Annotated in this window: 26 protein-coding genes; 5 read left to right on the top strand and 21 right to left on the bottom strand. The window is 66.7% G+C overall.

The window, feature by feature from the left end; all coding sequences use genetic code 11:
• Nucleotides 1-91: 91 nt before the first annotated feature.
• From BLQ61_RS14310 to BLQ61_RS14295, 4 genes are read right to left on the bottom strand one after another with little or no spacing between them, the layout of a single operon-like run.
• Nucleotides 92-1,846, bottom strand: a complete 1,755-nt coding sequence (locus BLQ61_RS14310) for an ABC transporter ATP-binding protein (protein WP_091571717.1) — start codon at nucleotides 1,844-1,846, stop codon at nucleotides 92-94.
• Nucleotides 1,843-3,636, bottom strand: a complete 1,794-nt coding sequence (locus tag BLQ61_RS14305; protein ID WP_091571714.1) for an ABC transporter ATP-binding protein — start codon at nucleotides 3,634-3,636, stop codon at nucleotides 1,843-1,845. The genes BLQ61_RS14310 and BLQ61_RS14305 overlap by 4 nt, the downstream gene beginning before the upstream one ends.
• Nucleotides 3,633-4,892, bottom strand: coding sequence for an MFS transporter (locus tag BLQ61_RS14300; protein ID WP_245704073.1), 1,260 nt, complete (start codon nucleotides 4,890-4,892; stop codon nucleotides 3,633-3,635). Before BLQ61_RS14300 ends, BLQ61_RS14305 begins: the two co-directional genes overlap by 4 nt.
• Entirely contained in the window at nucleotides 4,892-7,120 is a 2,229-nt protein-coding gene (locus BLQ61_RS14295; RefSeq protein ID WP_139182758.1) for a TonB-dependent receptor, read from the bottom strand. The genes BLQ61_RS14300 and BLQ61_RS14295 overlap by 1 nt, the downstream gene beginning before the upstream one ends.
• A gap of 184 nt (nucleotides 7,121-7,304) precedes the next feature.
• On the opposite strand from BLQ61_RS14295, the gene BLQ61_RS14290 reads away from it, so the two are divergent.
• Nucleotides 7,305-8,282 carry a helix-turn-helix transcriptional regulator gene (locus BLQ61_RS14290; protein ID WP_091571709.1) on the top strand — a complete coding sequence of 326 codons (978 nt, stop codon included), beginning with the start codon at nucleotides 7,305-7,307 and terminating at the stop codon, nucleotides 8,280-8,282.
• Between the two features lie 30 nt (nucleotides 8,283-8,312).
• Here BLQ61_RS14290 and BLQ61_RS14285 read toward each other — a convergent pair whose 3' ends face one another.
• From BLQ61_RS14285 to BLQ61_RS14235, 9 genes are all read right to left on the bottom strand, one after another.
• A complete protein-coding gene (locus BLQ61_RS14285; RefSeq protein WP_091571706.1) occupies nucleotides 8,313-10,310 on the bottom strand; it encodes a relaxase/mobilization nuclease and DUF3363 domain-containing protein in 1,998 nt (665 codons plus the stop codon).
• A gap of 412 nt (nucleotides 10,311-10,722) precedes the next feature.
• The gene (locus BLQ61_RS14275) at nucleotides 10,723-11,286 is read right to left on the bottom strand and encodes a S26 family signal peptidase (RefSeq protein WP_091571703.1); all 564 of its coding nucleotides are present in this window, start codon (nucleotides 11,284-11,286) and stop codon (nucleotides 10,723-10,725) included.
• A complete protein-coding gene (locus BLQ61_RS14270; protein WP_091571701.1) occupies nucleotides 11,283-11,876 on the bottom strand; it encodes a DUF2840 domain-containing protein in 594 nt (197 codons plus the stop codon). The genes BLQ61_RS14275 and BLQ61_RS14270 overlap by 4 nt, the downstream gene beginning before the upstream one ends.
• Nucleotides 11,873-12,145, bottom strand: coding sequence for a chromosome partitioning protein ParB (locus BLQ61_RS14265; RefSeq protein ID WP_091571698.1), 273 nt, complete (start codon nucleotides 12,143-12,145; stop codon nucleotides 11,873-11,875). Before BLQ61_RS14265 ends, BLQ61_RS14270 begins: the two co-directional genes overlap by 4 nt.
• The gene (gene parA / locus BLQ61_RS14260; protein WP_091571695.1) at nucleotides 12,142-12,780 is read right to left on the bottom strand and encodes a ParA family partition ATPase; all 639 of its coding nucleotides are present in this window, start codon (nucleotides 12,778-12,780) and stop codon (nucleotides 12,142-12,144) included. Before parA ends, BLQ61_RS14265 begins: the two co-directional genes overlap by 4 nt.
• Before the next feature lie 253 nt (nucleotides 12,781-13,033).
• On the bottom strand, nucleotides 13,034-13,903 hold the full coding sequence (locus tag BLQ61_RS14250) for a replication initiator protein A (RefSeq protein WP_091571690.1): 870 nt from the start codon (nucleotides 13,901-13,903) through the stop codon (nucleotides 13,034-13,036).
• A 26-nt stretch (nucleotides 13,904-13,929) separates the two neighbouring features.
• A complete protein-coding gene (locus tag BLQ61_RS14245) occupies nucleotides 13,930-14,223 on the bottom strand; it encodes a helix-turn-helix transcriptional regulator (protein WP_091571762.1) in 294 nt (97 codons plus the stop codon).
• An 83-nt stretch (nucleotides 14,224-14,306) separates the two neighbouring features.
• On the bottom strand, nucleotides 14,307-15,122 hold the full coding sequence (locus tag BLQ61_RS14240; RefSeq protein ID WP_091571687.1) for a DUF2285 domain-containing protein: 816 nt from the start codon (nucleotides 15,120-15,122) through the stop codon (nucleotides 14,307-14,309).
• 333 nt (nucleotides 15,123-15,455) lie between these two features.
• The gene (locus BLQ61_RS14235) at nucleotides 15,456-15,803 is read right to left on the bottom strand and encodes a DUF2958 domain-containing protein (RefSeq protein ID WP_091571684.1); all 348 of its coding nucleotides are present in this window, start codon (nucleotides 15,801-15,803) and stop codon (nucleotides 15,456-15,458) included.
• A gap of 223 nt (nucleotides 15,804-16,026) precedes the next feature.
• On the opposite strand from BLQ61_RS14235, the gene BLQ61_RS14230 reads away from it, so the two are divergent.
• From BLQ61_RS14230 to BLQ61_RS14225, 3 genes are all read left to right on the top strand, one after another.
• Nucleotides 16,027-16,320, top strand: coding sequence for a helix-turn-helix domain-containing protein (locus tag BLQ61_RS14230; RefSeq protein ID WP_091571682.1), 294 nt, complete (start codon nucleotides 16,027-16,029; stop codon nucleotides 16,318-16,320).
• A 145-nt stretch (nucleotides 16,321-16,465) separates the two neighbouring features.
• Complete coding sequence (locus BLQ61_RS17260; RefSeq protein WP_139182757.1) at nucleotides 16,466-16,915, top strand: DUF6367 family protein; 450 nt, start codon at nucleotides 16,466-16,468, stop codon at nucleotides 16,913-16,915.
• Complete coding sequence (locus BLQ61_RS14225; RefSeq protein ID WP_091571679.1) at nucleotides 16,912-17,487, top strand: hypothetical protein; 576 nt, start codon at nucleotides 16,912-16,914, stop codon at nucleotides 17,485-17,487. The genes BLQ61_RS17260 and BLQ61_RS14225 overlap by 4 nt, the downstream gene beginning before the upstream one ends.
• Nucleotides 17,488-17,592: 105 nt before the next feature.
• Here the strand turns inward: BLQ61_RS14225 and BLQ61_RS14220 are convergent, their stop codons facing one another.
• The 6 genes from BLQ61_RS14220 to BLQ61_RS14190 form a co-directional block, all read right to left on the bottom strand.
• Nucleotides 17,593-17,907: a DUF736 domain-containing protein gene (locus tag BLQ61_RS14220; protein WP_091571675.1), complete on the bottom strand. Its 315-nt coding sequence runs from the start codon at nucleotides 17,905-17,907 to the stop codon at nucleotides 17,593-17,595.
• Nucleotides 17,908-18,729: 822 nt separating this feature from the next.
• On the bottom strand, nucleotides 18,730-19,563 hold the full coding sequence (locus tag BLQ61_RS14210) for an NHL repeat-containing protein (protein WP_091571673.1): 834 nt from the start codon (nucleotides 19,561-19,563) through the stop codon (nucleotides 18,730-18,732).
• Nucleotides 19,560-19,958 carry a carboxymuconolactone decarboxylase family protein gene (locus BLQ61_RS14205; protein ID WP_245704071.1) on the bottom strand — a complete coding sequence of 133 codons (399 nt, stop codon included), beginning with the start codon at nucleotides 19,956-19,958 and terminating at the stop codon, nucleotides 19,560-19,562. Before BLQ61_RS14205 ends, BLQ61_RS14210 begins: the two co-directional genes overlap by 4 nt.
• Nucleotides 19,897-20,346, bottom strand: a complete 450-nt coding sequence (locus BLQ61_RS14200; protein WP_091571668.1) for a MerR family transcriptional regulator — start codon at nucleotides 20,344-20,346, stop codon at nucleotides 19,897-19,899. Before BLQ61_RS14200 ends, BLQ61_RS14205 begins: the two co-directional genes overlap by 62 nt.
• Nucleotides 20,347-20,533: 187 nt before the next feature.
• Complete coding sequence (locus tag BLQ61_RS14195; protein ID WP_091571665.1) at nucleotides 20,534-22,558, bottom strand: ParB/RepB/Spo0J family partition protein; 2,025 nt, start codon at nucleotides 22,556-22,558, stop codon at nucleotides 20,534-20,536.
• Between the two features lie 107 nt (nucleotides 22,559-22,665).
• Nucleotides 22,666-23,493 carry a DUF932 domain-containing protein gene (locus tag BLQ61_RS14190; RefSeq protein WP_091571663.1) on the bottom strand — a complete coding sequence of 276 codons (828 nt, stop codon included), beginning with the start codon at nucleotides 23,491-23,493 and terminating at the stop codon, nucleotides 22,666-22,668.
• A gap of 549 nt (nucleotides 23,494-24,042) precedes the next feature.
• On the opposite strand from BLQ61_RS14190, the gene BLQ61_RS14185 reads away from it, so the two are divergent.
• Nucleotides 24,043-24,714, top strand: a complete 672-nt coding sequence (locus BLQ61_RS14185) for a DUF6988 family protein (protein ID WP_091571660.1) — start codon at nucleotides 24,043-24,045, stop codon at nucleotides 24,712-24,714.
• Nucleotides 24,715-24,747: 33 nt separating this feature from the next.
• Here BLQ61_RS14185 and BLQ61_RS14180 read toward each other — a convergent pair whose 3' ends face one another.
• Together BLQ61_RS14180 and radC are read right to left on the bottom strand one after the other, a co-directional pair.
• Nucleotides 24,748-25,095 (bottom strand): DUF2958 domain-containing protein, encoded by a 348-nt coding sequence (locus BLQ61_RS14180; RefSeq protein ID WP_091571657.1) that lies wholly within the window; start codon nucleotides 25,093-25,095, stop codon nucleotides 24,748-24,750.
• A 267-nt stretch (nucleotides 25,096-25,362) separates the two neighbouring features.
• Nucleotides 25,363-25,899, bottom strand: coding sequence for a RadC family protein (gene radC / locus BLQ61_RS14175; RefSeq protein ID WP_091571654.1), 537 nt, complete (start codon nucleotides 25,897-25,899; stop codon nucleotides 25,363-25,365).
• Nucleotides 25,900-25,965 lie beyond the last annotated feature (66 nt).

Below are 25,965 nucleotides of genomic sequence, written 5' to 3'. Positions count from 1 at the left end.
CCGTGAACGCTCGACTTCTCATCGTTCACCACCTGTCACCAATAGGCAGGGCGGACCATGTGGCTGATCAGATTGGCCATGTGCTCCGCTTCTACATCGTCCCAACGCGCCAGCCCTGCGCAACCTGTTGCCGTGACCACAGATGCGCATAGAGGCCGCCCTGCAACAACAAGTCGTCATGCCGTCCTTGTTCCACCAGGCGTCCGTGCTCCATCACCAGGATGTGATCAGCGTGGCGCACGTTTTTGAGCCGGTGCGCAATGACCACCACGGTGCGACCACGCGCCAGCTCGGCGATGGCGCGCTGGATCTCTGCCTCGGCCGACGGATCGACGCTGGCGGTGGCCTCGTCGAGCAGCAGGATGGGGGCATCCTTGAGCAGCGCGCGGGCGATGGATATGCGCTGGCGCTCGCCCCCCGACAACGACGCGCCGCCTTCGTCCAGCACCGTGGCGTACCCTTGCGGCAGTGCTTCGATGAAGTCATGCGCCTGCGCCCGCCTGGCGGCGGCAGTGACCTCTTCGCGGCAGGCCTCGGGCCGACCGAGGCGCAGGTTGTCCAGCACGGTACCGGAGAACAGCACCACGTCCTGAAACACCAGGGCCACATGCCGGTGCAGTTCGCCGGTGCCGATCTCGCGCAGGTCCACGCCACCCAGGCGGATGGAACCTTCCTGCACGTCCCACAGGCGGGCGATGAGGTTCACCAGCGTCGTTTTGCCCGCGCCGCTGGGGCCGACCACGGCCGTCAGCCCTCGGGCCGGGATGGTGCAGCTCACGCCGTCCAGCACGGCGCCGTCTCCCCCGTCGTAGGCGAAGCGCACGCCGTCGAACACGATGTCGTGGTCGACAGGCGACCGTGCCTTCCCTGCGTCCGGTTCCGGCAGCAGGGGTACAGCCAGCAGGGCCTCGATGCGCCGCAGCGCGCGCCGGGAGAAGCGCAACATCATGGTCGCCAGACCGACCTCGAACAACTGTCGGTACACCGGCACCGCTACGACCAGGAAGGCAACCAGCGTCAGCGGTGTCAGCGTGTCGTCAGCCAGCCACCAGACGCCAGCGAACACCAGACCGATGTAGCCCGCTTCCAGCAGGAAGCCGTAGGACACCAGCCAGGGCGTGGGTTTGGCTTCCACCGCCACCAGAGCGGCATGCTGCTCGTCCAGCACCGCCACCAGGTGGCGCCAAGCCTCGCCAAAGCGGCCGAAGCTGCGGATCACTGCGATGCCCTGCACGTACTCCAACAGGGCAGATTGCGCAGCGGCGCTGGCTGCGATCAGGCGTTCGCCCGGCCGCGCGACGACGTGCTGCGTCCAGGCCAGGGCGATCCATGCCAGAGGCAACCCGGCCAGCACGACCAACACCAGTCGCCAGTCCACCCAGGCCAGAAACAGCATCAGGGCCAGCGGCATCGCCAGCCCGCTGACGAAGCTGCCCAGGAAGTGCGACCACAGGTGTTCGATCAGTTCCAGGTCGGAGGTGAGGCGCGCGCTCAGGTCGCCGCTGCGCTGGCGGGTGAACCAGCCCATCGGCACGTGCCGCAGGTGATCGGCGACGCGCAGGCGGGCTTCGCCCATCATGGCGTAGGCACCAGCGAACAGCATCGGCATGCCGATGTGCCCGGCCATGATGCGCAGCAGCATGCAGGCCAGCATCGCCAGCGCACAGGTCGAAATGCGCAGCGGCGTGACCGTGCCTGCCGCCACCTCTTGCAGCAGCAGAATCAAGGGCAGGTACATGGCGGCGCCGGCCACGCCTTCCAGCACTGCCAGGGCGATGCCGCGCCGCAGCCGGGTGTCGCCTTGACCTGAAAGCCGGTGACCGGCGAACAGCAGGTCGCGGATCATGGCGCGGCCTCTTCTGCGTCACGCCGTCCGTCGGCGGCCAGGGACCAGTCTCGCGCCGACTCGTGGTCGCGCCACAGGCGCTGGTAGGCCGGGCAGTCGCGCAGCAGTTCGTCGTGCCGGCCTTGGCCAGCCACACGTCCGGCGTCGAGCACGATGATGCGGTCGGCATGCATCACGGTGCGCAGCCTATGGGCGATCATCAGCACGGTGCGGCCCTGGCACAGCGTGTCCAGCGCCTGCTGGATCAGGGCTTCGTTCTCGGCATCCACGCTGGCGGTGGCCTCGTCCAGCAGCAGGATGGGCGCGTCCTTGAGCAAGGCGCGGGCAATCGACAGGCGCTGCCGCTCGCCGCCCGAGAGGCCCGCGCCGCGCTCGCCCAGCGGTGTGTCGTAGCCCAGCGGCAGGGCCTGGATGAAGTCGTGCGCGCGGGCCGCGCGCGCGGCGGCTTGCAACTCGGCATCGCTGGCGTCCGGACGGGCCAGCCGGAGGTTTTCGGCCACCGAGCCATGGAACAGGAACACCTCCTGGAAGACGATGCCGATGCGCGCCAGCAGCGCATCCAGCGGCCAGTCACGCACGTCCATGCCGCCCACTCGCACATGCCCCGATTCGGCCTCATACAGCCGGGCCACCAGCCGCGCCAGCGTGCTTTTGCCGGAACCGCTGGTACCGACCAGTGCGGTCAGGCAGCCGGCTTCAGCACGCAAGCTCACGCCATCGAGCGCCAGGCGGCTGCCGTAGCGGTGGCGCACATCGGCAAAGTCCAGGTCCAGCCTACCGTCGGGGATCGTTGGCTGTGCCGGCTGAGTCAGCGCGGGGGTCCCCAGCACGTCGTTGATCCGCGCCAGCGACTCGGCACGCTGCAACTGCTCGCCCAGGGCAAAGGTCAGGCGCAGCAGCGGCAGCAGCACGGCCGGTGCCACCAGCAGAAAGAGCACGTAGGTCGGCAGATCCAGCGTCCCTTGCACATGCAGCCAGGCACCCAGCGGCGCGACGATCACCAGATTGGCCGACAGCAGGCCGGTGAACAGCACCCAGCCGGCTGAACTGTCACGTGCGTAGTCCTCGACCCAGCCTACGGCACCGCGCACCGCGCCCGACAGTTCGCCGAAGGAGCGCGCGTCGCGGCCATAAGCCTTGACCACGGTGATGCCGCGCACGTATTCACCCACCTGATCGGCGATGCGCTTTTGCAGTTCGCTCCACTCCCGCATGCGCCCGGCCGCTCGGCGCATCAGCACGTGCTGCGCGACCAGTGCCAGCGGCAGCGGCAGCAATGAGGCGAGCGCCAGACGCCAGTCCGCTGCGAAGAGCAAAGCCATCGCGGCCAGCGGGACGGCGGCAGAGGCGATGGCATCGGGCAGCATATGGGCCAGGAAGCCTTCCAGGTTGTTCACGTCGTCGGTCAACGTGCGCCGCAGGTGGCCGCTGCCACGTCCGGCGAAGAAGGACAGCGGTACCTCGTTCAGGCGGCGTGCCATGCCCACCCGCAAGCGGTGCTGCACGGCGAACGCACCCTTGTGCGCCAGAACGTGGCTGACGGCCATCAATGCCCAGCGCAGTGCCAGTAGCGCCAGCGCCCAGGCGGCCAGACGGCGCACTTCGCTCAGATCGGGTCGAGGGGCGAACAGCTCGATGGCGATGCGATAGAGGAACCAGAAGGGTGCCACGCTGAGAGCCGCCGACAGGATGGCGGTGGCACAGGCCCATCCGAGCGTGTGAGCACCGCGCAGCGCCAAACCCCAGAAGCTCTGGGGCTGCGTGAGGGGAGCCAGGGATGCGGCCTTCATGCGTCACCTCCAGCCGCCATGTGCAAGGGCTCGCGATAGATGCCGGCCAGCCCTGCCGCCAGCACGGCCACGGCCGCCGCCAATGCCAACACGCCGCCGTAGCCCATCGGAACCGCCAGCGCCGCGCCGGCCGTAATCATGCCCAGCGCGAAGAACTGGTTCAGGCTGTACTGGACGGTGTAGTCGGTGGCCGGGCTGTCCCGCGAGACGTGGTCCATCATCAGCGTGGCCAGTACCACGGCGGCCGGGTTGTAGCCGAGGAAGTACACGCCGACCGCAGCCATCGCGATGCCGTCGCTCAGCTCTTCACGCAGCAACAGAGCGATCGCCAGCACACCGAGCACCTGCAACACGGCCGCCCAGACCAGCGCCCGCCGACGCCCCAGTCGGTACAGTGCCCAGCCGCTCCCCATCGCCGCTGCGCAACCGAGGACCGAACCGAACACGTTGACCACCCAGCCCACGCGATCCAGTGACCAGCCGCGCGCCATCAGCAACGGTATCACCAGGGCATAGGCCAGGCTGCTGCTGACCGTGTAGAACAGCACCAGCAGCAGCCAGCGCGGCCAGCCAGGCTGGCGCCAGAAGGTCCACAGGCGCAGCACGAAGTCCCGCGTCCGGGCCTGCACGGCAGGCCAGCGGGGCTCGCGGTAAAAGACCAACTGCACGAGCGATACGGCGGTGACCGCCGCCAGGATCATCATGCTGCCGTGCCAGCCCACGTACCGGTAGGCAACGAGCACCGCGCCGGCGCCGACCAGGTTGCCCATCAGCCCGCCTGCGATCTGCAGCCCGTTGCCAAGGCCGCGCCGGGCGGGGGGCAGCACACGGCAGGCCAGGCCATCGACCGCGATATCCTGCGTGGCAGAGAGCAAGGCGATCAGCAGGCACCCTGCATAGATGGCCTCGAAATCCCGGACCACGTCCAGTCCGGCCAGGGCGACCAGTGTGATGACCAGGCCGGACTGCATCAGGATCAACCAGCCACGGTAGTGGCCGAGCCAGCCCAGGCGGAAGCGGTCGATGAAGGGCGCCCACAGCAACTTGAAGGGCCAGACCATGCCCACCGCATAGACCAGACTGACCCGCTCCATCGATGCGCCTTGTTCCAGCAGGATGGCGACGAAGGCGCCCATGAAGAACATCAGCGCCACCGACTGCGTGGTGTAGAGGCTGGCCAGCAGCCACCAGGTCGCTTTGGCGATGCCGGTTGGCGCGGTTGTCATCGGTGCTGCTGTCACGATGCCGTTCGCCATCACAGTTGGTAACGGAAACCGACGCCGACGATGCGCCCGCGCGAGGGCGCGCCATAGGTGGCCGTGGGTGAGGCCCAGTAGCCGTACAGGTCGTATTGCTTGTCCAGCACGTTGTCGGCCCAGAGGTAAAACTCACCGCGCCCTTGCTGAATCCCGATGCGCACATCCAGCTTGCCGTAGCTGCCAAGGTCGAAATGATTCTGCGGGTCCGCTGCCCGGCGTCCCATGTAGACATAGTTCGCCTGGGCGTTCAGGACCGGTGAGGACAGGCCCAGGAAACCCGGCAGCGACTTGCGGTACTGCGCGCCCAGCGCCGCCGACCATTTGGCCACGTCCGGCATGCGGTTGCCACTGTCGATGCGGCCGACCGAGGTGTTGAGTGCGCTGGCTATCGTCGCATCCGTGTAGGCCAGGCCAGCTGTAAGGCTCAGGCTGCTGTCCACACGCCACTTGCCACCGACTTCGACGCCCTTGCTGCGGGTGTCGAGATTGACCACGTTGCTCACGTAGGTCGCGCTGTCGTAGACCAGCGTCTGGTTGTCCTTGACGTTGTTGTAGAACACCGCCGCGTTGAACTCGAAGCGTTGATCGTCCGTGGCCGATTTGACCCCCAGTTCCAGCGCATCGACCTTGGCGGCCTTGTACGGCGCACTGTCGGCCACCTGCCCGGCGAAATCCTGGAACGAGGCCGGATTGTGGCCACGAGACAAGGACGCATACACCATGGTCTGCTGCGTCCAGTCATAACTCAGGCCGATGCGTCCGGTGGTGTAGTCGTCGTCCAGGCGGCGCTGGTCGATCGATGGCCCGCCCCAACCGTTGTAGAGCGCATCGTAGGTCCGCCGCGACCAGTCGTGGCGCAGGCCCGTGTCGAGCTTGAGCACGTCGGTCAGCGGATAGGTCACGTTGCCGTAGACCGCGTATCGGCGGGTGGCGTAGTCGCGGGCGTACATGTTCCCCCTGGCCGGCGCCTGATTCAGCGTGTTGTTCGACCGCTTTCCGTTCGAGAAGTACGCGCCAAGGTTCCAGGCCACTGGCGCTCCCTGGAGCGAGGCCCAGCGCAGATCCTGGCTGAAGACGTGCTCGCTGCCCTGATAGGTCTGCCAGTAGGAGCCCGGCACGCCGTACAGTGCCTGGTAGAGGCTCTGGTCGTAGGCCAGCACCCGGGTGAAATCCGTCGTCGTGTAGCCGGTTGTCGCACTGAGGCTGCTGGCATCGGTGTCATGGCTCACACGCAGCGAATACAGGCCCAGCTTCTGGTCGTTGACGCGATAGACATCAGCAGGCAGGTCGATCTGTGGTGAACCGCCATAAGGGCGCAGTACCAGCAGGTTGGGCGACTCCTTGATGCGCTGCTGCGATGCGTTCAGTTCAATGAAGGTGCGCGGGGTGATTTCTCCCAGGAGGCTGGCGCGGAAGGCCAGATCGTCCGGCTTGCTGGCCGGGCCGCCGGTCTGGCTGTTCTTCACCCAGAGGTCTTCGCCCGCGTGCCGGATCGCGATGCGGCCGCTGAACTTGTCCGTCAAAGGGCCGCTGATCGCGGCCTCCTCAAGATTCTTACCGTCCTGCCCGATTTCGGCGCGCACGTAGCCATCCAGTCGCGAGGTTGGCCGCTGGGTTCGTACATCGATCAAGCCGGCGGCGCCACTGGCGGAAGTGCGCGTGCCTTGGGGGCCTTTGAGGATGCTGATGCCCTGCGCATCGAGTGTGCCCAGCGACAGATATCGGGAGGGCACCTGCACACCGTCTATGGACAAGCCGAAACTCAGGTCGTCGCTGCTGCTCTGGTAGAGCGAACCGACGCCACGGATGTAGACGTTGTTGTCCACAATGCCGCTCGATGAATTGACACTGACACCCGGAGTAGCGCGCAGCACCTGCTCGACGCTTTCCAGCCGCTGCGTGGTCAGGTCTTCGGCACTGACCGTCGTGGTTCCATAGGGTTGTGTCTTGGGCTCGTCGAGATCAGATTTCCGTCCACTTATGACAACGGGAGCCAGTTGTACTGTGTCTTCTTTGGCCGACGACGTGTCCCCGGCAGCCCTGGCCTCGTCATTCGGCGCTGCATGGAGGCCGTGGGAGAGCGCCAACAAACTGCACAGTATGATGGGGCGGAATGCGTTTGGCAGTTGAGTTGTGGTGGGCGGGAAAGCAAGCGATTCGGCTTTGAGCGGCATGAGGTTTCCTTCGGTGAGGATCTCTGGGATCGCCGCAGCAAGGGATTTCAAGAGCTGAATTCAGATGCGACGACGGGCGTACTTAACGTGACTCCGCCCATTTCGATCAGGGAAAACGCCGTCGTGCCGGCGAAGAAGTGGAGTTACATCTAGATATGGCATACAGTAACGATTCTTATTCGCGTTAGCCATCCCGAACCGATCAATCAATACCCCCATCCGATCATTTATTCCCATGTCCAGCGCCATAGGCACATCAGACATTCTGGTTTCGCAACTTGTCACCAACGTGCCGGAGATGGCGTTGGGTCAGGGGCGTTGCGGCAAAGTCTGCAAGCTGCCGCTACAGGATGGTGTGGAGATCGTCCGTTGGGCTGGACATTTCGAGCAACCCGTAGAACTTCCGCTGTACGACGACAGCGAGCGCATCAGTTTTAGCTTTAACTGCAATCTTGCAGGACAAGCGGACTGCCTGTTCGAGGACGGCGTGCATCACAGGATCGAGGACAAAGCCGGGCGCATCAGCTACAGCCCAGGACGACGTGGGATCTACCGGCAGCAAGGTGCGCTGGAAAACCTGTCGGTGATGGTGCGCCCCGATGTGTTCCTGACGTGGATGGGCCAGCCAGACAGCGAGCTGCGCAACCTGCTCGCCAGGGGCGGATACGCTTCCTGGCACCGCGGTGGAGAGTTGTTGGCCACGGCACAGTGGCTCAACCGGATGTTGGCAGAGATGGACGCATCCCATGCATCCTTGCGTCATTCGCTGTGGTTCCAGGGGCAGGCGATGTCCCTGATTGGTCTGTTCCTGGAGTCGCGGGGCTCAGACACTGAGCCAGACTCAAGCAAGGCGAGCGATAGAAGGCTCATGCGGGCACGCGACCGGCTTTTGTCTGATCTTAGTCAGGCGCCGGCACTCGCCGAACTGGCTCGGGTAGCGAGCATGAGCGAGCCTTCGTTGACCCGTGGATTTCGCCGCTTGTTTGGCAACAGCCCTCACGGGCTGTTCCAGGTGGAGCGCATGAACGCTGCCCGGCTGCGGCTGTTACAGGGACAAGTTTCTGTCAGCGTCGTGGCTGCTGAGTTGGGCTATACCAACATGAGTCACTTTGCTGAGGCTTTTCGCAGGCAATTCGCCATACTGCCTAGCGAAGTCAGGCTTTGCACGTCAGGATCATCTGGATCGACACGAGATCCCGGTCGTGACGGATAGGTCGTCAGCGCCTGTAGGTTGCACAGCCGTTCATAACCAGCCAATAGACGGGCTGCGCTGCCTGCCCAGCTCCCAGGAAACGCCGCCGCCGCGTACCGTGGCGGCAAGTTGCTGGCCCAGCCGCTGCTCGATGACGGGCCTCCACGGCACCAGGCTGAAGCCCTTGCCGTCATCGAGCATGGCGAAGCGCCCACTGGCGAGCAGCACGCTGCGCCGGTAGATGCCAGCCACGCGCTGGCCGTCGGCTGCGGGCCGATGCTCCAGGCCCGTTTCGGCGGCAATGTCCTTCGAGGCCTGCGCCAGTTCCCGGCTGCGCAGGGTTGCCAGCAGGTTGCGCGCCAGGATCACCCGCTGGCCGCGCCGCTCGGCCAGCCCCTGTTCGGCCAGGAAGTCGGCGCGCTGCTGCAGCGCGCCCTTGACCTCTCTGCCAAAGCCCATGTCGCCCAGGCCCTGCCCACCGCCGATCAACTGCTGGTCGAGCCAGGTGGCCCCGATCACCCGGGCCTGCCTCTCGATGGGCTGGTGCGATTTCAACTCCACGGCCACGCCGCCCTGGCGCTGCGCATCGTATTGGCGCCCGCGTTCGGGCAAGTCGGCCGGCACCTTCCACAGCCCCTCGGCCACGCGCTCCACGATGCCGGCACGACGCAGGGCTTCGAGTCGGCGGGCGTGGCTGGCAACGACCTCCTGGGGGTCGCGCCCGGCCTCTGCCTGCCCCCGCGCCATCGCCAGGTGGTAGTCGGTGCGGTACAGGCCATTGCTTGCGAGCGCAGCGATGTTCCTGTCTGCCGCGCGCACCTCGGCGGAGCCCCTGACCTCGACCACCGCACCCACCGGGTACTGCGCCAGTTCGGTCCTGGGCGGCAGGGCCACGTAATGCGCCTTGCCGTCCATACCATCGACGACGAGATAGCCCCGGTCGTACAGATCATCTGCCAGCCCCTTGCCGGCCACGCGGCCGATGATGGCGTGGCCGCTTCCACGGCTCTCCTGGCCGGGCTGGAACACGGCCAGCTCGCGCTGCTTGCCGCCCATGGCCCGCTGCAGGGTGCGGATGATGTCGCCGCGCTCGCCCATGGCTCGCAGCGTGGGTTCGGCCTCGGCATGCACGGCCCAGGTGCCGGGCTGGGTTTCGGTGGCCAGGCCCATGCGCTGCAGCCGCTGCAAGCGCCCGACCAGCAGCAGGCGCTGGCCTTGCAACGCAGGGGCGCTGAAGCGGTCGGTGCGCACCAGGCCATCGACGGCCTCGCGCTGTAGGGTGCGGTCCAGGCTGGTCCAGCGCTCCTGCTCCACCTCGCGGGCCAGGGTGCGCTGGATCTCCAGCTCGGTGCGCGGCCCCAGCCATTCGGTCGCCAGCTCCATCGCCCGCTCGCGCACGCCGCGCGTGATGTAGGCCTGCGAGATGATGAGGTCCTTGCCGGTGTCGTCCGTGCCGCGCAGCACGACGTGGGTGTGCGGGTTGTCGGTGTTCCAGTGGTCCACCGCCACCCAGTCCAGCCGGGTGCCCAGGTCGGCCTCAATGCGGGCCATCAGGTGGCGGGTGTAGGTGCGCAGGTCTTCGAGCTGCTCCGCGTCCTCGGGCGAGACGATGAAGCGGAACTGGTGGCGGTCGCCCCGGCCGCCTTCCTCGAAGGCAGCGGTGTCCGCCGCATCGGTAGCAGGCCCGTAGGCGTGGCCCGGCCCGCCCTGGCGGTCCACGCCTTCGCGCTCGATGTAGCGCAGGTGCTGGACGGTGGACCGGCCGCTGGCCTGTTGCAGGTACACCAGCCGCACCTTCACCGTGGCCCGGCGTGACTGGGCGGTCAGCGACTGGCCGGTGAAGCGTGCCGCCACGTGGCCGCGCCCCAGGCGCGAGCCGGGGACCTTGCCGCTGGTTTTGCCACCCGCACCGCGCCGGCGACCCGTGGCGCCAGCCGCCTTGCTGGTCTGGCGCAGCACCTTCGCAATGAAGGTGTCGCCACGCTGCTTGGGCTTGCCGGGCCGTGGGCGGAAACCGTCATCCCCATCCGATGAAGCGCGCTGGCTCATGACACAGCCCCAGACAAGCCCGTCGCACCCCGGCGAAGGCGGCACGCGGATGGGTCAATGGCGCCAAGGCCTTGGCGCCACTGGCGGCACGAAGGCGCCCTCGGGCGCGTGCCGCCGCAAACCCACGTGCAGACTGGCTTGGTGCGCACCGTGGTGCCGCACCCTTCAATCTTGCCTTGCATCCCTGCCTCCCGCTTTCGCTCCCGGCAGTCCTGCCCCGGCGCCACCGCTGTACGAGCAGCCAGCGCGCCGGGGAACGCGCCGATGGCCGCAGGCCGGCCGCGTTCAAGGCAAGATGTCTGCACGTTGGAATGCAGCTCGGATGCGCTCGCACTGCACGCGCGACGACACGCGGAGCGCTGCCGAATCGACACGCCCGATAGCACGATGATGCGCAGCAAATCGGCGGCCATCACGGGCGTGTCTCCAGCCACACCGGGTGCGCAACGCCGATCACATCGGCTGCACTGACCGGCCCAAAATACCGGCTGTCGAAAGACGCCTGATTGGTGCTGCTCAGCAGGAACAGTTCACCCGCCCGTAGCTGCCGACAGTGCGGCCAGGAAGGCAAGGCCCGCCCAAGCCGGTCGGCGGCCAGCACGGTTGCCACCGGCACACCGTCGATGCGCACCACACCGGCGACGATGCAGACGTGTTGCGGGGCCACGGCGCCCACCCGCTTGAGCAACGGAATGCGCTGCGGCAGATAGCCACGCTGCGCGGCGAGCGCTGCAGCGTCTGTCGGCAAGCGGGTCAACACGATGCTGCCGACGTGCAGCGCATCGGGCCGCGCAGGCGCCGGCTCGATGCGATACCAGCCCACTGTCACGCTGTCGGACGGGTTGTAGATGATGCGCGGCAGTGGCCGCGCGAATGCCGCCCAGGCCAGTGCGGCGAGGCCGCAGGCAGACAGCGCCGCCAGCAGCACGCGAGTGCGCACGTTGGGGCGCGCAGCCGTGGTGGTTGTGGCCGTCATTGCAGCCCCCGCCCGGCCAGCCAGGCTGCGTGCCGCTCGGCGGTGTAGTCCGGCAGCAGCAGCGGCAGAGACGACGGCGCAGACGAGCGCCCAGCCGTCCACGCGGCCAGCCGGTTGCCCAGCGTGCCCCAGTACGCGGGCGACACGTCGATGGCGGCGATGCCCAGCGCCTCGATGGTGTCGATCTTCTCCAGCACGGCGCGCACCTTCTGCTCGCCCTCGGCGTGCAGCAGCATGCGCGCGCCCGGCCGCACGCCGGGGATGCGCTGCGCGGCGTCCAGCGGCGTGCAGGCCTGCAGCACCATGAGCTGCCAGCGGATCGTTCCGTAGTCGTTGGCCTGCCAGCGGATGCGGCAGAACATGGCGTTCGGCAGGAACACGGCGCAGCGCCGCCAGCGGTCGAGCTGGACGGTGCGCGTGGGTTCGCCGAAGCGCAGATAGAGGTTGAAGCGCTGTTCCACATAGGCCAGCGAGACGCGGGTCAACGGTGTGCGGCCAGGTTGGCCGGCAGGCGGCTGCAGTGCAACCGCCATGGCAACCGCAGATGCGGCCGAAGACGCCGCCGCAATCGGATGGGAAATGCTGTTCATGGTGTCTTCTCGGGGAACTCCCGCTCCAGCAGCGCGCGCAGCAGCTCGGCCACCGTCACGCCTTGCGTGAAGGCCGAGACCTTGATGCGCGAGCGCAGGGCGGGCGTGATGTCGAGGGTCAGGCGCGCGGTGTAGAGGTCGCCCTTGTTCAGCGCATCGGCGTCGCCTTGGCGAATCCAGGCCTCGGCGTGCGGGTTCGCGGGCGGACGCGCGCCGATGCCGACCCGCTTGGCCGTGCGCTGGCTGTGCGGTGCCGGCTTCGAGGTCATGACGGCCACCGCAGCAGTTCGTCCACCAGCGCGGTGACTTCGCGCGCGGCGGCGCTGCCGGGCGCCGTCTCGCGCGCAAGCCGCCCAGCGGCCACGCTGTCGGCGAACACGATGCGCTGATGCACTTCCGCGCGCAGCGCAGGAAGAGGCTGTTCGGCCAGCGCCTGCCGCGCTTCGCGACCGATCACCGTGGTGCTGACACGCCGGTTGATGACGAAGGCCGCGCGCAGCGCTGGCCGGAACACCTGCGCTTCACGGATCAGCGCCACCATCTCGGCGCTGGCCCACAGGTCGTAGGGACTGGGCTGTACCGGGATCAGCACCCGCTCGGCGGCCAGCAGCGCGGAGCGCGCCAGGGCTGCGATCCGGGGTGGGCCATCGATGACGACGTGATCGGCCCGCCTGGCGAGTTCTGGCGCCTCCTGGTGCAGGGTTTCGCGTGCCAGGCCCACCGCGCTGAACAGCCTGGGCAAGCCTTGCTGGCTTCTGCGCTGCGTCCAGTCCAGCGAAGAGCCCTGGGGGTCGGCATCCAGCAGGATGACGTGCTGGCCTCTCATGGCCAGTTCACCGGCGATGTGGGTGGCGAGCGTGGTCTTGCCCACGCCGCCTTTCTGGTTGAGCAGCGCGACGATCATGGCGCGCCCCTTCCTGCTGGAAAGCCGGGCTTTGGCTGCTGCGCTTCGAGCCGCGTGGCGGTTGTCCACCGTGGCGCGGTGCCTCTACTACCAGTTAGTGAATTTGAGTTAGGTAAGTTAAGAGAGGCCGAAACCCGCGCCGGCATTGGCCTGGCGGCCGATTCTGTTGCCTGATAGCACGAGGCTTCGTTGCCCGATAGCACGACACCGGTGTTGCCTGATGGCACGAGCCCGTCCACAGGCCACGCACCGCTTATCCCCGTGCCGTGTGCGGCACGGGCCGGAACGTCAGCAGCGGGGAGGCGAGCCCGGCAACGTGCTCGATGCCCAGGCGGTAGCCCGGCAAGGCCTGCCGCGCCACCAGCGCGCGCAGGTCGGCCGCGAAGTCGTAGTAGCGCGCCACGCTGCCCGACTTGCGGTACAGGTGCTGGAAGTCGAACTGCCAGCCCTGTTCCTGCCGCCCACCGTGCTTGCGCACCAGCCGGTACAGCCAGCGCTCGATGCCCCCGGTGAGCCGGAAATACGCCGGGTCGATGGTCAGCACCAGGGCGGCGTCGAGCACGCCCGCGTAGAACCAGTCCGGCAGGATCAGCTGGATGCCCAGTGGCGAGCCCCGGGCGTCGGCCAGCTCCTTCCACTCGTTGATCCACGAGAAGCGGTGTAGGCGCCTGCCCGTGGTCTCGCGGATGGACGTGGCCACCGTGGTGGACTGCAGGCGATCCAGCGCGGCCTTGAGGCGTTGGTAGTCGCGCAGCGACGTGCCGCGCCCGATGAAGCGCAGGATCTCGTAGGGCGTGGCCTGCATCAGGCGCGAGGGGCGCAGGCCCGCGTCGCGCGCTTCCACGATCTGGCTGGCGGCCCAGATCAGGATGTCGGCATCCCAGATGGTCGCGATGCCATGCTCGGCCGTGCCCTCCACGCGGATCGTGACGTTGCCGCTGCGAAAGTCGATCGGCGCCGCGCGCCGCGACTTCGCCAGCGAGAAGAACGGAAACGCCATCAGGTCCTGGCTGTCGCGCGGCGCCATGTCGCCCGGCAGGGCACGGAACAGGTCGAGCTGTTCGCGCTCTGGACGGGCTCCCCCGGAAGGCCGCTGCCGCATGGGCAGCGCGGGGCTGGACATGGTGATGGCTGGCCGCGCGCCGCCGATCAGCGCGCACGGCTGTCCGCCGCATGGTGCTCGGCGTACTCGGGGTCGGACGTGCTGTCGAAGCTGCGCTCGGCGGCCCATGCATCGAGGTCGGCCACGGCGTACATGACGCGTCGGCCGAACTTGCGGAACCTGGGGCCTCCGCCGATCACGCGCTGCTTCTCCAGCGTGCGCGGAGACAGGCGCAGATACTCGGCGGCTTCGTCGTTGGTGAGGTAGCGCTGGGGTTGCGCCGTCGCGGCGACGGCCGCAGTGGGCAGGGTTGCAGCGGGCCGCAAGGGAGCAGGACGCATGGTGAGAACCTCCATCGGTGTCAAAGCTCCGGCTGCACAGCGCAACCGGATGGAGGCAGTCTCAGAAAACGCGGCCTTCCTGCTCAGGGCCGATCTGCGCCGGGGGCAGATCGGCCCTTCTCAAGCGGCGGCAGTTGTGCTAACCGGCGGTAGCCGCCGCGCATCAGCGCATCGCCGCGCTGCACCAGGCGGCGCACCTTGGCGCGCAGGCCGCCGTCGCTGTACCAATCGGCCACGGCGTCCGTGCCGAACAGGCCTTCACCCACCTCGCGCATGGACGCACCCGCCCGGGTTGCGTCGAGCGCCTGCAGGGTGTGCAGTTCCTGCAGCGCAGCGGGCGTGGGCCGCGCGCAGGCCGCCGCAGCCGGTTCGGCTTCGATGGCGGCCGCCAGCGCATCCAGCCCGGCGGCCAAGGCGCGGTAGCGGGCGCAGGGCGTGGCGCAGGACCGCGTGGCGTAGAGGCAGGCCATGCCGTCCTCCAGGCCGGGGGCGAGCGCGAAGCGCAGGCAGCAGCCGGGCCAGTGCGCCGTCAGCACGAGGCGCTTGCCGTCGTGGACCAGGTGCTTGCGCCCGGGCACGTTCCAGAACTCGAACGTGCCGGCATCCGGCGGCGGGTCGGCATCGGGGTAGAGCTGCAGCACGCCATCGTGGTCGGGGAACCACGCTGGGTGCGCGTCACGTGCATCCAGAGCCGGGGCTTCGAGCAGGCGCAGGCCCCAGTGTTGAGCTGCTTGGGCCGCCTGGTGTGCGGCCTGCGGCCGTTGACGATGGCGCAGCCAGTCGAGCTGGTAGTCGGGATGGCGGCGCAGGTACTCCCAGGCGAGCGCGGGGCCGTCGAGATGCAGCACGTAGAGGTAGGCGGCCGTGGGGTACCACGGCCCGATGGGCGGATCGGCCATGACGAAAGCTCCCTGTCGAACAACAGAAACGTCGCCACGGACCTCTGCGGGGCTACTGCGTCAAAACCCTTGTCTTCATCGGCTCAAGCTGTAACATGACGTGTCAAGACGGATGGGCACAGGGTCGTTGCAGAAATCGTCCAGATGCGACGACCGCAAGACCCACAACGGTGCGCGGCACAGAGCCACCGTGCCACGGCCCGCGCAAGTGATCGAGACTGTTTGCAGCATGAGGGCACTGCCTTGGTGCAAGCATGCGGATCCAGACCCGGCCGGTCTTGAACATGACCCAAACCGTCTGAATGCGCCCGGCTTGGCCGTGGCGCGAAGGGCTCAATCGGGGACTGAACCGTCTTCCTGCGCCAGGCGCAGGTACTCCGACAACGGCCGCACCGCCTTGAAGTAGCGATCCCGCATCACGGGCTGCTGGCGCGGCCCGACGATGGACGCCAGATCGCACAGACGAACCTCGCCCAGCTCGGGCATGCCGATCCCCAGGTCGATCAGCGCCCAGGCCGTGTCGCCGTCCGCAGGGTCCAGCGCAGCCAGCAGCCAGATGGCGTGCGCGTCCGGCGTGAACAGCCGCGCCACCGGCAGTGGATCGATGGCTTGGCCTGTCGCACGGGCCTGGCCATGCGCCAGCAGCTGGCCGCGCTCGTCCTCGGTGATCAGTCGGTTCATGGCGATCCCTCCCGGTTGCACGAATCCGCCCAAGCGTGAAAGCGCAAAGCCGCATCGGCGGCTTTGAGGAAAGGCACGGATGCGGCTTCGTGGTTCTGTTCAAAACCGCAGAAACGGATTTACGTAAAAGCACGAAAGCGCCGCCCCGCGCAAATGAACACTATAGATTGTAGCTCTATAGAGCGCAATCGACTGTCATCTTGGACTTTGAGGAGTTCCAGGATTGGCGGCGAAACACACACTGTCGGAGGCGTTGAAAACCATCAGGAAGGCGCGCGGCCTGAGCCAGGAAGCGTTCTCCAACGTATCCAGCCGCACCTATCTGAGCTCACTGGAACGCGACCTGAAAAGCCCGACGCTCAACAAACTGGCCGAGCTGTGCGAGGTGATGGAAGTGCATCCGCTCACGCTGTTGACGCTGGCGTATGCGGGCGACGATGCAAGGCGGGTCGAGCAGCTTCTGGCGAAGGTGTGGCAGGAATTGGAGGCCGTGACTCCACGGGCAGACGCAAAGTAGCGCGTCCCGAAGCGTGTCGGTCCAATCTGTCCTGTCGCCGTAGCTTTGGGGGCCGAGGCACCATGACCTCTATAGTGGGGGCGACCATAGGGTCTTCACCTCAAAGAAAACCGGTCACGCCGCGCAAGCGAAGATTGGAGAATTGATGCGATTCCGTGAATTCTCGTATCTCGACGATGTCGACGAACTTGTCGTTTGCCTACCCGAGACGTGTGTCCCACCTGCCGGACTGCTGAATGAAGGTCAGTGGATCGGTTCTGGCAAGGCCGACTGGATGATGCGTGTGGACGCTGCCAACCCGGCCATTCCGTTGCAAAGGCATGTTCACATTGCGCGGGCAAGGCATGTCAGAGCCAAGAATCAACAAGCGTCGTGGAATCAGGACGGAACGAGGCACGACAAAGGCTCGTTCAATGCATCGGTGGGAGCGCAGAAGGTCGTGCAGGATCTCGCTCGTTCCGCGCTTGGTCTTGACGTTGGAGCGATCCTGGAACAACGTGTCCCTCCTCAGAGCATGTTGCTGGAGTCGGCTGCAGAAATAGGCAAGACGATCACCATCTACATGGTCATGACGAACGAGGACAGCGCGACATGACCGAGAACGGCGCACGCGCACGCGTCAGAGGAAGGCAGACGACGATCACGTTCGTCTACACGCACATCGGCGCGAAACACATGCTGGAGTTGGCCGAGAGGACGAGCGAGGGCCAACTCTACACGCTCACGAGCGCACTCATCTACTGTGCCTTCACGCTCGAGGCCTATCTCAATCATCTCGGCAAGTTGCGGCATAGCGACTGGGATGAAATTGAGCGAAGGCGCAGCAAACGGCAGAAGTTTGAGACGTTTGCGCGGTCCGCCAACCTCGAATTCGACTACGCTCGCCGCCCCTACGTCACGCTCGTGCAACTCTTCGCTTTCCGTGATCGCATGGCGCACGGCAAGACAGTCACTGAGGACGTGTCGATGCTGATTGATGCCGATGTTCCGCGCTTGCCTCAAATCGTGAGCGAGTCGGACTGGAAAGCCTTTGCCACGATCGAGAACGCGAGACATGCGATCGAAGATGTGGAGATGCTTGTGAGGGAGTTGCACGCCGCCTGCGGCTACAAGGACAACCCATTTGGGCGCATGGGCGGCGGGATTTATGGCGTGGTACGCGAGTAGCCTATCTCAGGCGCACATCAAACCATACGGGCTCCCTGCCGCCGTGTAGCGTTTGCTCCATTCAACCCTGCGCCCCGCCCACAGGGCGGGGCGCAGGGTTGAATGTCAGGCGGCCTGTGGTTTGCTGCGCGACCAGATCAGGTCGTGAGTTCCGTCCTCGCCTTCGATCAGGCGGGCATAGACCGCAGCAGGGAACGAAGGGTCATCCAGGGTCACGGACAGGTACTCCCGCCCAGCCTCGCTGGTCTTCCTCCACGCCGCGCCGATATCGTGACTGCTCGATTGCAGGCGGTAGTCGGGGGCGTTCTCGCTGTTGCCCTTGTCGTTGGGAACCAGCTTGACCTTGACATTGAGCGTCAGGGTGCGAAGCGTGCCGGTGAAGCCGTCTTTGTCTGCGGTGAAGGTGCCGATGTTGGCCATGATGAAACTCCTTTTCGGTTGAACAAGGTTCGCGCCCATCGCGTCCTTGTTGTGATCCGGCCGGCGGGGGACGGGCGGGCTGCACCGCCTGCGGTCGCAACGCAGTGGAGAACCGGAAGGCGACAACAATTTGGCTCCGCGAGGAATGCGCCGAACGCAGTGACAAAGCAGGGGAAATTGGTTTCGGCGGACGGTTGCGGCCATGAAGCCCGAGGCGCAGCCGTGCCACCGCCAGGATTCACAACAACACAAGGACGCCTTGGGCCGAACCGCTCCGAAAGGAGACAGGGCCGACTCGGCATCCCCGCACGAAGGCTTCTCCGGCTCGCCCGCTGACGCGCGCCAGGTCAACCACCCGACGACAAGCGAGAACGCCCCTGCCGCACCGTGTGGCGCCGGCCTTGAGGCGTGGCGTGGAATCTCCATGGCGATGCCGGGCGGGATGTCCGTGAGTCCTTCGTGACGTGATAGGCAGGAACCGCCAGCGTCGAGGACGGCACGCATCCGTGCAACCTGCCGCAGCAAGCCAAGGCGTACCTGCCGCACCCAGCCCGTAGCGGAGGGGCGCTGAACCTGCCGATCCGGCGATGCCGGTTCGGCGGTATCCAAGGGGCGCCAAGCCCGCGCGGCGGGGATGGGCCTTGTGCCGATCCCCTGGAGGCAAGCGAAGCGCGCAGCGCCGCAGGCGCGAAGGCGTGAGGGATTGGAGCCGAATGGCCGTGACGACGAAGACGGCACGGGGCGCAGCCCGCAAAGCCCGACGGCGCAACGCGCCGGCACGCTCAACCTCTGCTTGCTTCGCGACCCATCGTGGTGATGTGCTTACGGCCGCCCAATGCGGAAAACTGAATTCGCCCCCCAGGTCGCCACCACCAGGCTGCCATCGGGCGCGAGTGCCAGGCCCACAGGGCTGCTCAGACCATCGGCAATCACCGTTCGCCTGCCGTTGCGATCCACTTTGCTGATGGTCGTACCTCCGTAGTCCACGACATAGGCCGCATCGGCACCTGACCGCACGATGCCTGGACCGGGGCTTGCCAGATCAGCGTTGATGGTGCGGGCCTGCAGGCGGCCCGACACCAGAGAAATACCTCCAGCGATGTTGCTCACCAGAATGTCACCGTTGGGAAGTTCGACTGCGCCCACTGGCGTTTGCAGCCCTTCGGCTGCCACGTCGATCTTTCCATTCGGATGCGCGGCCAGAATCTGGTGGGTTCGCCGGTTGGCGATCAACAGTCGTCCCTTCGCATCAAAGGACAAACCCGCAGGCGTCGCCAGTCCCCGCACAAAGACGCTTCGCTTTCCGCTCGGCGTGAAGCGCCAGACCAAATCCTCGCTGTAGGAAGCCACATAGATGTCGCCCGCCCGCGAGATGGCAAGTCCCGACGGGCCACTCAGCCCATCGGCAAAGACGCTGCGACGCCCGTCCGGCGCGAATCTCAGAACCGTGCCAGCCGACCAGTTGGCCACGTACAGATTGCCGCCGTCGTCATGGGCCATGCCGACGGGCGAACTCAATCCGTCATGGATGAGGATGGGCTGCTGCCGCTCGGCCACCTGGGTCCTGGGTATTGCATCTGCTTGCGCGGCGCTTGCTGGCATGGCGGCACCGGCAACCCCCAGAACCAAGCCCGCATAGGAAATGATTCGCTTCATCGGGCATCCCCTTGCGCAAACACTTCCTTGGCGGCCGATAGCCCGTTCAAGGCAGCAGGAAACCCCGCATAGACGGCCATCTGCATGATGGTCTCGACGACTTCATCGCGTGTCACCCCCACATTGAGAGCCGCCTGGATATGCACCTTGAGCTGGGGCGCCGCATTGCCCAGCGCGGTCAGTGCAGCGACCACCGCGATTTCGCGGCTTTTCAGGTCGAGGCCGGGACGGGAATACACGTCGCCGAAGGGAAACTCGATCAGGTAGCGCGCAAAGTCGGGGGCAATGCCCTCCAGGCTTTGCACGACGCGCTCGCCGGCCTCGCCGTCGATCTCACGCAGTTTTGCGAGTCCGCGTTCGTAGCGGTTTTCGATGTTCATCAGCACGTCCTTCATCAGAGATTGAATCCGACGCCAAGGACTGCGCCAACGAGCGGTAGTGCTCGATCTTCGCCTGCAAAGCATCTGCGGATTGCCGCATCGCTTCGATCTCTGCAAGAACGTCCGTCAGGTGTTCCTCCAGCATCTGGCGACGATCCGGCACCGTCGAGTCCCCAGCGCCGCGTAACTTTGCGAACGCCTGCATCTTGCCAATGGGCATATGCGTCGTCCGCAAACGCAGCAGGAATTCAATCCAAGCCATATCCGATGCCGCGTAGCGCCGCTGGCCCCCAGCCGCACGACCGACAGGGGCGATCAAGCCGATGCGCTCGTAGTAGCGCAGGGTGTAGGCCGTCAGGCCCGTGCGCTTGGCGACTTCATCAATGCTCAGTTGAGATTCCACGGGATGATCCTAGAAGTTAGAGCACGCTCTAAGTCAACAACTATATGCATGCGCCGCCGTCTGAGCACCGCGAAGGCGGTGGCGTGGCAGTCTTGGATTGGCGGTGAAACCGGGCGCGGCCACCGCCGCGCCTGGATTTGAAGGCAGGCCCCGACCGAAGGCCGGGCCTGCCAGGGCATGGGGCCGATCAGGTAGACAGCACCTCACCTTCGGCCGGTGCAGCGGCGTCCTGCTCGCTGTCGCCCGCGCCTTCGGCCTTGAGCATCGCAGGCATCCACCCCGTCCCCTCCACCAGCCGATCGGCTTCGCTGGCGATGTCGGTCTTCTTGAGCTTCGCCAGCCGGGCCGCATGCGCCGGCGCGAACTGCCCCACGGCCTCCAGGATCACGGCCTTGGAAACGTGCTTGAAATACCCCTCGGCGGTCGGCTTCCACCACGCGGCCATGTCCAGCCCCACAGCCTGCGCCAGTTCCGCGCCGGGTGGGTGCGGTGTGGCACGCGGCGTCACCACGTCCACCGTCGCAGCCACGCACACCGCCAGCAGCCGCACCAGTTCATCCTGCGGCATCGCCAGCAGCGCGGCGAACCGTGCGGCACTGTCCTCGGGAAGCTTCCCGGCCCATGCCTGCCGAACCTCGCGCAGCGCGCCAGCGGCAGGCGACTCCGGCAGATCGGGGGCCAGGGTGTCCAGCCGATCCTGCACGGTCAGGCGCACGCCCAGCGGCAATGAATCGCGACCGGGGCCATAGTGGCGATCCTGCAAAACGGTCTGCACCATGCCATGCATCAGCGCGGCCAATGCCGCCTGCGGGTGCCGGGCCACCTCGACCTGCAGCGCGGCTGTGCGGTGCGCGCTCAGGCGCTGCGCCAGCCGGTCGGAGACGGTCGCGGCCGGGGGTGCCTCGCCATCCTCGCCCTCGTTCGTGTCGGCGCCTTCCACGCTACCCAGCGCCTGACCCAGCCGCAGCCGCCCCAGCGTGCGCAGCGCCCGGGCCTCGGCCTCGCGCAGCAGCCCGCGATGGATCACGGGTTCCCCCTGCCGGTCGATGGTGACGATGGCGCCCGCTGCGGCCTTCACGCTCGGGGCGCAGTCCAGCAAGCCCGCTTCCAGCGCCTGCAGTTGCTCGCCCAGGCGTTCGCCTTCTTCTTCCAACACCTCGGCCTTGTCCTGGTCGTCGGCGTCCATCGCCGCATCCACGGCCTCGCCAATGGCTTGCATCCGCGCCTGCAGTTTCTCGATGCGCTGGGCCTCGCGCCGGGTCGGGCTGCGCCGCTCCCTCGGTGCACGCTGGAATGCCTGCAGGTCGGCATGGGTGGCGCTGGGCACGGCCTCGACCCAGGCCCAGCCCTCCGCGCGCACGGCCTCGGCCTGCACCTGCAGCTTCTCGCGCACCAGCGTTTCCAGCAATGCGGTGTCGGTCACGTACACGCCCGCATCCCCTTCGGCGAAGAGGTCGCGGCGGATGCTGCCGCCCGCCTGCTCGTAGGCCGCCAGCCCAATGAAGCGCACCAGCGCATCGGCCGCGCCCGTCTCGCGCTCGGTCAGCCGCTCGCGCAGAGCCAGCGGGCTGCGCTGCCATTGCGGCGCGCCGTAGAACGCCGCCTCCTGCGCGCCATGGTCGTCCGTGATCGCCAGCGCCATCAACTGGTCCAGGCTCACCGCGTCGGCGCGGTAGTCGGCCATCAGGCGCTGCGAGACATTCGCCAGCTTCAGGCGGCGCTCCACCACCAGCGGCGTGACGGCGAAGTCTGCCGCGATGTCCTCGACGGGCCGGCCCTCGGCCACCAGCGCGGCGAAGGCCTCGAACTGGTCGGCCGGGTGCATGGCCTCGCGCTGCACGTTCTCGGTCAGGCTCGCGGTGCGGGCGCTGGCATCCTGCACCTGCAGGCACGGCACCGGCCAATCCCGGGCGATGCGGTGTCTCTTGGCCAGCAGCTTGAGGGCGGCAAGGCGGCGGCCACCGGCCACCACTTCGTAATGCACACCATCGGGGGCCAGCGTCACGGTCAGGTTTTGCAGCAAGCCCACGCGCTCGATGCTCGCGGCCAGCGCATCGATGGACGGCCCGGCCGTCTTGCGCACGTTGCGGCGCGAGGGGCGCAGATGCGACAGCAGCACCAGCAGCATGTGCTGCGCGGGCTGCGCCGGGATGACGGCACTGGCCGCAGCGGTGTGGAGGGCCTGGGCTTCTGGATGGGTGATGGCATTCATGATGAAACTCCTACGGTGAGAGAACAGAAAGAACGAAAAGGACGGAAACAGCAAACACGAGGGAAGGCATGGAGGGGCCGAGCCCCTCCGGGAAAAATCGGTGGGCGTCAGGCCTTGAGCTGGCGCATGCCATCGGCCAGCAGCCACAGGGCGCGGTTCAGGCGCAGGTTCTGGTCGATGCCCTGCACCGGGCGGGTCTGCTGCCTGCGGCCATTGGCGGCGCGGCCCTGCAATCCGCCCTTGACGAGGTTTTCCTGGGTGCGGTTGAACACGCTCCACAGGTCGGGGCGGCGGTCGTCGAAGCGGCGCGGGGCCAGCACCTGGGTTTCGGTGACAGGTGCGGGCTTGTCGGGGTCGTCGTACTTGAGGGCCAGCGCGGCGCGTGCGAACACTTCCGACTCCCCGGCATCCAGCGAGATGGCCTGCATGGATTCGCGCGATGCCAGCGCCCGGTCGAAGCCATCCAACACCTGATAGGCGCCCTCGATCACCTGCCCTGCCACGTCGCCCTTGTGCGGCACGCGCACATCGGCCACGGTGTCGCCGCACACCAGTCCGTTTTGGCAGACGAAGCGGAACATGCCCGCCAGCAGCTGGTAGCTGCTGGTGCCGTCGTGCGAGTTCAGCAGGATGATTTCGTTGGCTTCGCGGGCGTTGATCTGGTTGGCATGACGCAGCCGGATCATGTGCTTGGTGAAGTCGCGCCGGTCGTCCTGGCGCACGCGGGTCTGCGCCACCATGAAGGGCTGGAACCCTTCCTTTCGCAACTCGGTGAGAACGGCGGCGGTGGGGATGTAGGCGTAACGCTGCGAACGGCTTTGATGGGGAGCGTCGGCAAAGATGGACGGCACCACGGCCCGGATCTGGTCATCCGACAAAGGGTGTTCGGAGCGCAGCACCGGGGAACGGGAAGCGAAGCGGGAGGCGAGTTGCATGTCTTTCTCCTGAAAAAATCAACGGATGTCCGTTGGCTGTTGAAGAAACCGCACACCGGATTCCAAGATTCGGAGCCCAGCCTCGTGGCTGTTCGGTGCGGTCGGCACGAAGAACCCGGTTGGCCTCGTTGCCACCGTCATTCCTGAGTTCATCGCCCGCGACAAAAGGGAGCGCGCGGACGGGGGCTGTCAAGGAGACAAGCGCAGGGTGGGTGCGGCCCGCAGGCACAGCCGAGGACACGGCCCTGCGCGCCTTGACGGCACCGGGCCGTGGGCTACCGTCGCGAAGAAGGTGATGGAGTCAGGGAAAGACGGCTCACCAGGCAACGGCCGCACTGCACGCCGACCGCACGGCAAGCGAAGCGCGCAGGCCCGAAGCTGCAAGCCGGGCCGGAGGCGTCAGCCGAGCGGAGCGAGGGAACGATGGAAGCCCGAAGCGGGCGAGACTTGCGCAGCGAGGCTCGATGCGCCACGCGCACGACAGCGCGACCGGCCATCTCCCAGGGGGCCGGGGACGTCCGAACGCAAAGTGGCCTTTACGATGACGCCATGTCCGAGACAGAACACGCCGATTCCGACGATCCCCTGGAACACATGCTCCAGCGCTCGAAGGCCCTGCATGAACGGTTCAACGAACTGCTGGGCGACGCCGAGTTCGACGGCTCTCCACGCGGCGAAGCTGCTCTCGGTATGTGCCTGGTCGCCATGGAACACGCCACGGCCTTGCATGCCTTGATGGCGCTGGGCATGCCGACCTCGGCTGCCGGCCTGATGCGGCTGCAGTTCGAAGCGCTGACCCGCGCGATGTGGCTCATCTATGCGGCCCCCGAGACCGCGATCGAGAAGCTGTCGGCCCCGCTCACGCTGGAAGCCGAACAGGCCGCCAAGAACCTGCCCAGCGCAAAGGACATGATCGATCAGATCGGCAAACGCGTCGGACAGGACACGCCGGCAGCGGCCCACCAGATGCTGGTCCACTTCAAGGACATCTCCTGGAACGCCATGAACTCGTTCGTGCACGGCGGCATCCATCCCCTGCGACGCAATGCCGATGGCTTCCCCATGCACCTGGCCTTGCAGGTGCTGCGCAACTCGAACGGCCTGAGCACCATGACCGCCATGACGATGGCCGTCCTCACCGGCGATAAAGCCATCACCAAGCCGATGAGCAAGGTCCAGCCGGCATTCGCCGACTGCCTGCCGGATCTGCTCAAACCCTGAGGATCAGGGCGTCGGTGACGCCCTGATGGCGGGTCAGACGACGACCCGCCCGGCCAGCCGCGCATCACGCGCGTAGGCGCTCAGCCGCTTCTCAGCGCGAAAGTGCAGATCACGCTCGACCGGCAATCCCAGCCGTCCCCGCACGGTTGCCAGCTCCTGCAGACTGACCCAGCCCAGTTCGGGTGCGCCCAGGCCCAGGTCGCAAAGACCGAAGGCATGGTCATGGTCGTCAGGATCGATCTCCGTCAGCAGCCAGGTCGCGCCCGCATCGGGCGTGAACAGCTTGACCACGGGCGCCGGATCGAAGTCGGCGTTCTGCAGTGATTCGCGGCCGTTGGCCAGCAGCAGCACGCGCTGCGCGTCGTTGATGAGTGCGTTCATGGTGAACTCCAGAAGAAATACCGGGCGGGTTTGCCCGCAGCCTCCGGGTCACGGTGCAGCGCAGCGGTCAAGGTTCGAAGACGGCCGTCCAGGCCGCCAGCGCATCACCGATGCGCGCCGACCTTGACGGCGAGAACGGCGTGGCACGCTGGGTGCAACAGCAAGCCAGCCCCACCCCAGTCCTGCAACGGTCTCGTGCCATGCCATGGCACGCTGTCCACGGCATACGAAAAACCGGGAGCCCATGCGGCTCCCGGTTGCGCGGGCTCAGATCAGCCCGCGCTCGGCAAAGGACAGGATCGTCGGCCCGGCCACGATCAGGTGATCGATGACCCGCACGTCCACCAGCGACAGCGCGCTCTTGAGCGTCTGCGTCAGCATCTCGTCCGCCCGCGACGGCTCGGCCACACCCGACGGATGGTTGTGCACCAGAATCAGCGCCGCCGAATTTCGCGCCAGGGCTTCCTTGACGATCTCGCGCGGGTACACCGAGGTCTGGCTCACCGTGCCCCTGAACATCTCCACATACTCGATGACCCGGTGTTGGGTATCCAGATGGATCACCGCAAACACCTCGTGCTCCAGCGTGCCCAGCTTGATGCGCAAGAAGTCGCGCACCGCCTGCGGCGACGACAGCATCTCGGTCCCGCGCAACTGGCCTGCCAGCACCCGCAGCGCCGCCTGCAGCACTTCGGCAGGCTCGGCCGAGCGGTACTCACCCGCAACATCGCGAACGAGCAATGAACCAGCAGCAGAAGAAACGGCAGCGAAGGAATCGAGGGAAGAGAACAGATCGTGCGACATGGCGAACTCCAGTGATCGGGCGGTATTGCCCGAGACCGGAACCGGCACGCCGCAGCGCAGCTGTCA

It is taken from the genome of Oryzisolibacter propanilivorax, from assembly GCF_900103645.1.
Classification (GTDB): domain Bacteria; phylum Pseudomonadota; class Gammaproteobacteria; order Burkholderiales; family Burkholderiaceae_C; genus Melaminivora; species Melaminivora propanilivorax.
This window is presented reverse-complemented; position numbering and strand designations above follow the sequence as displayed.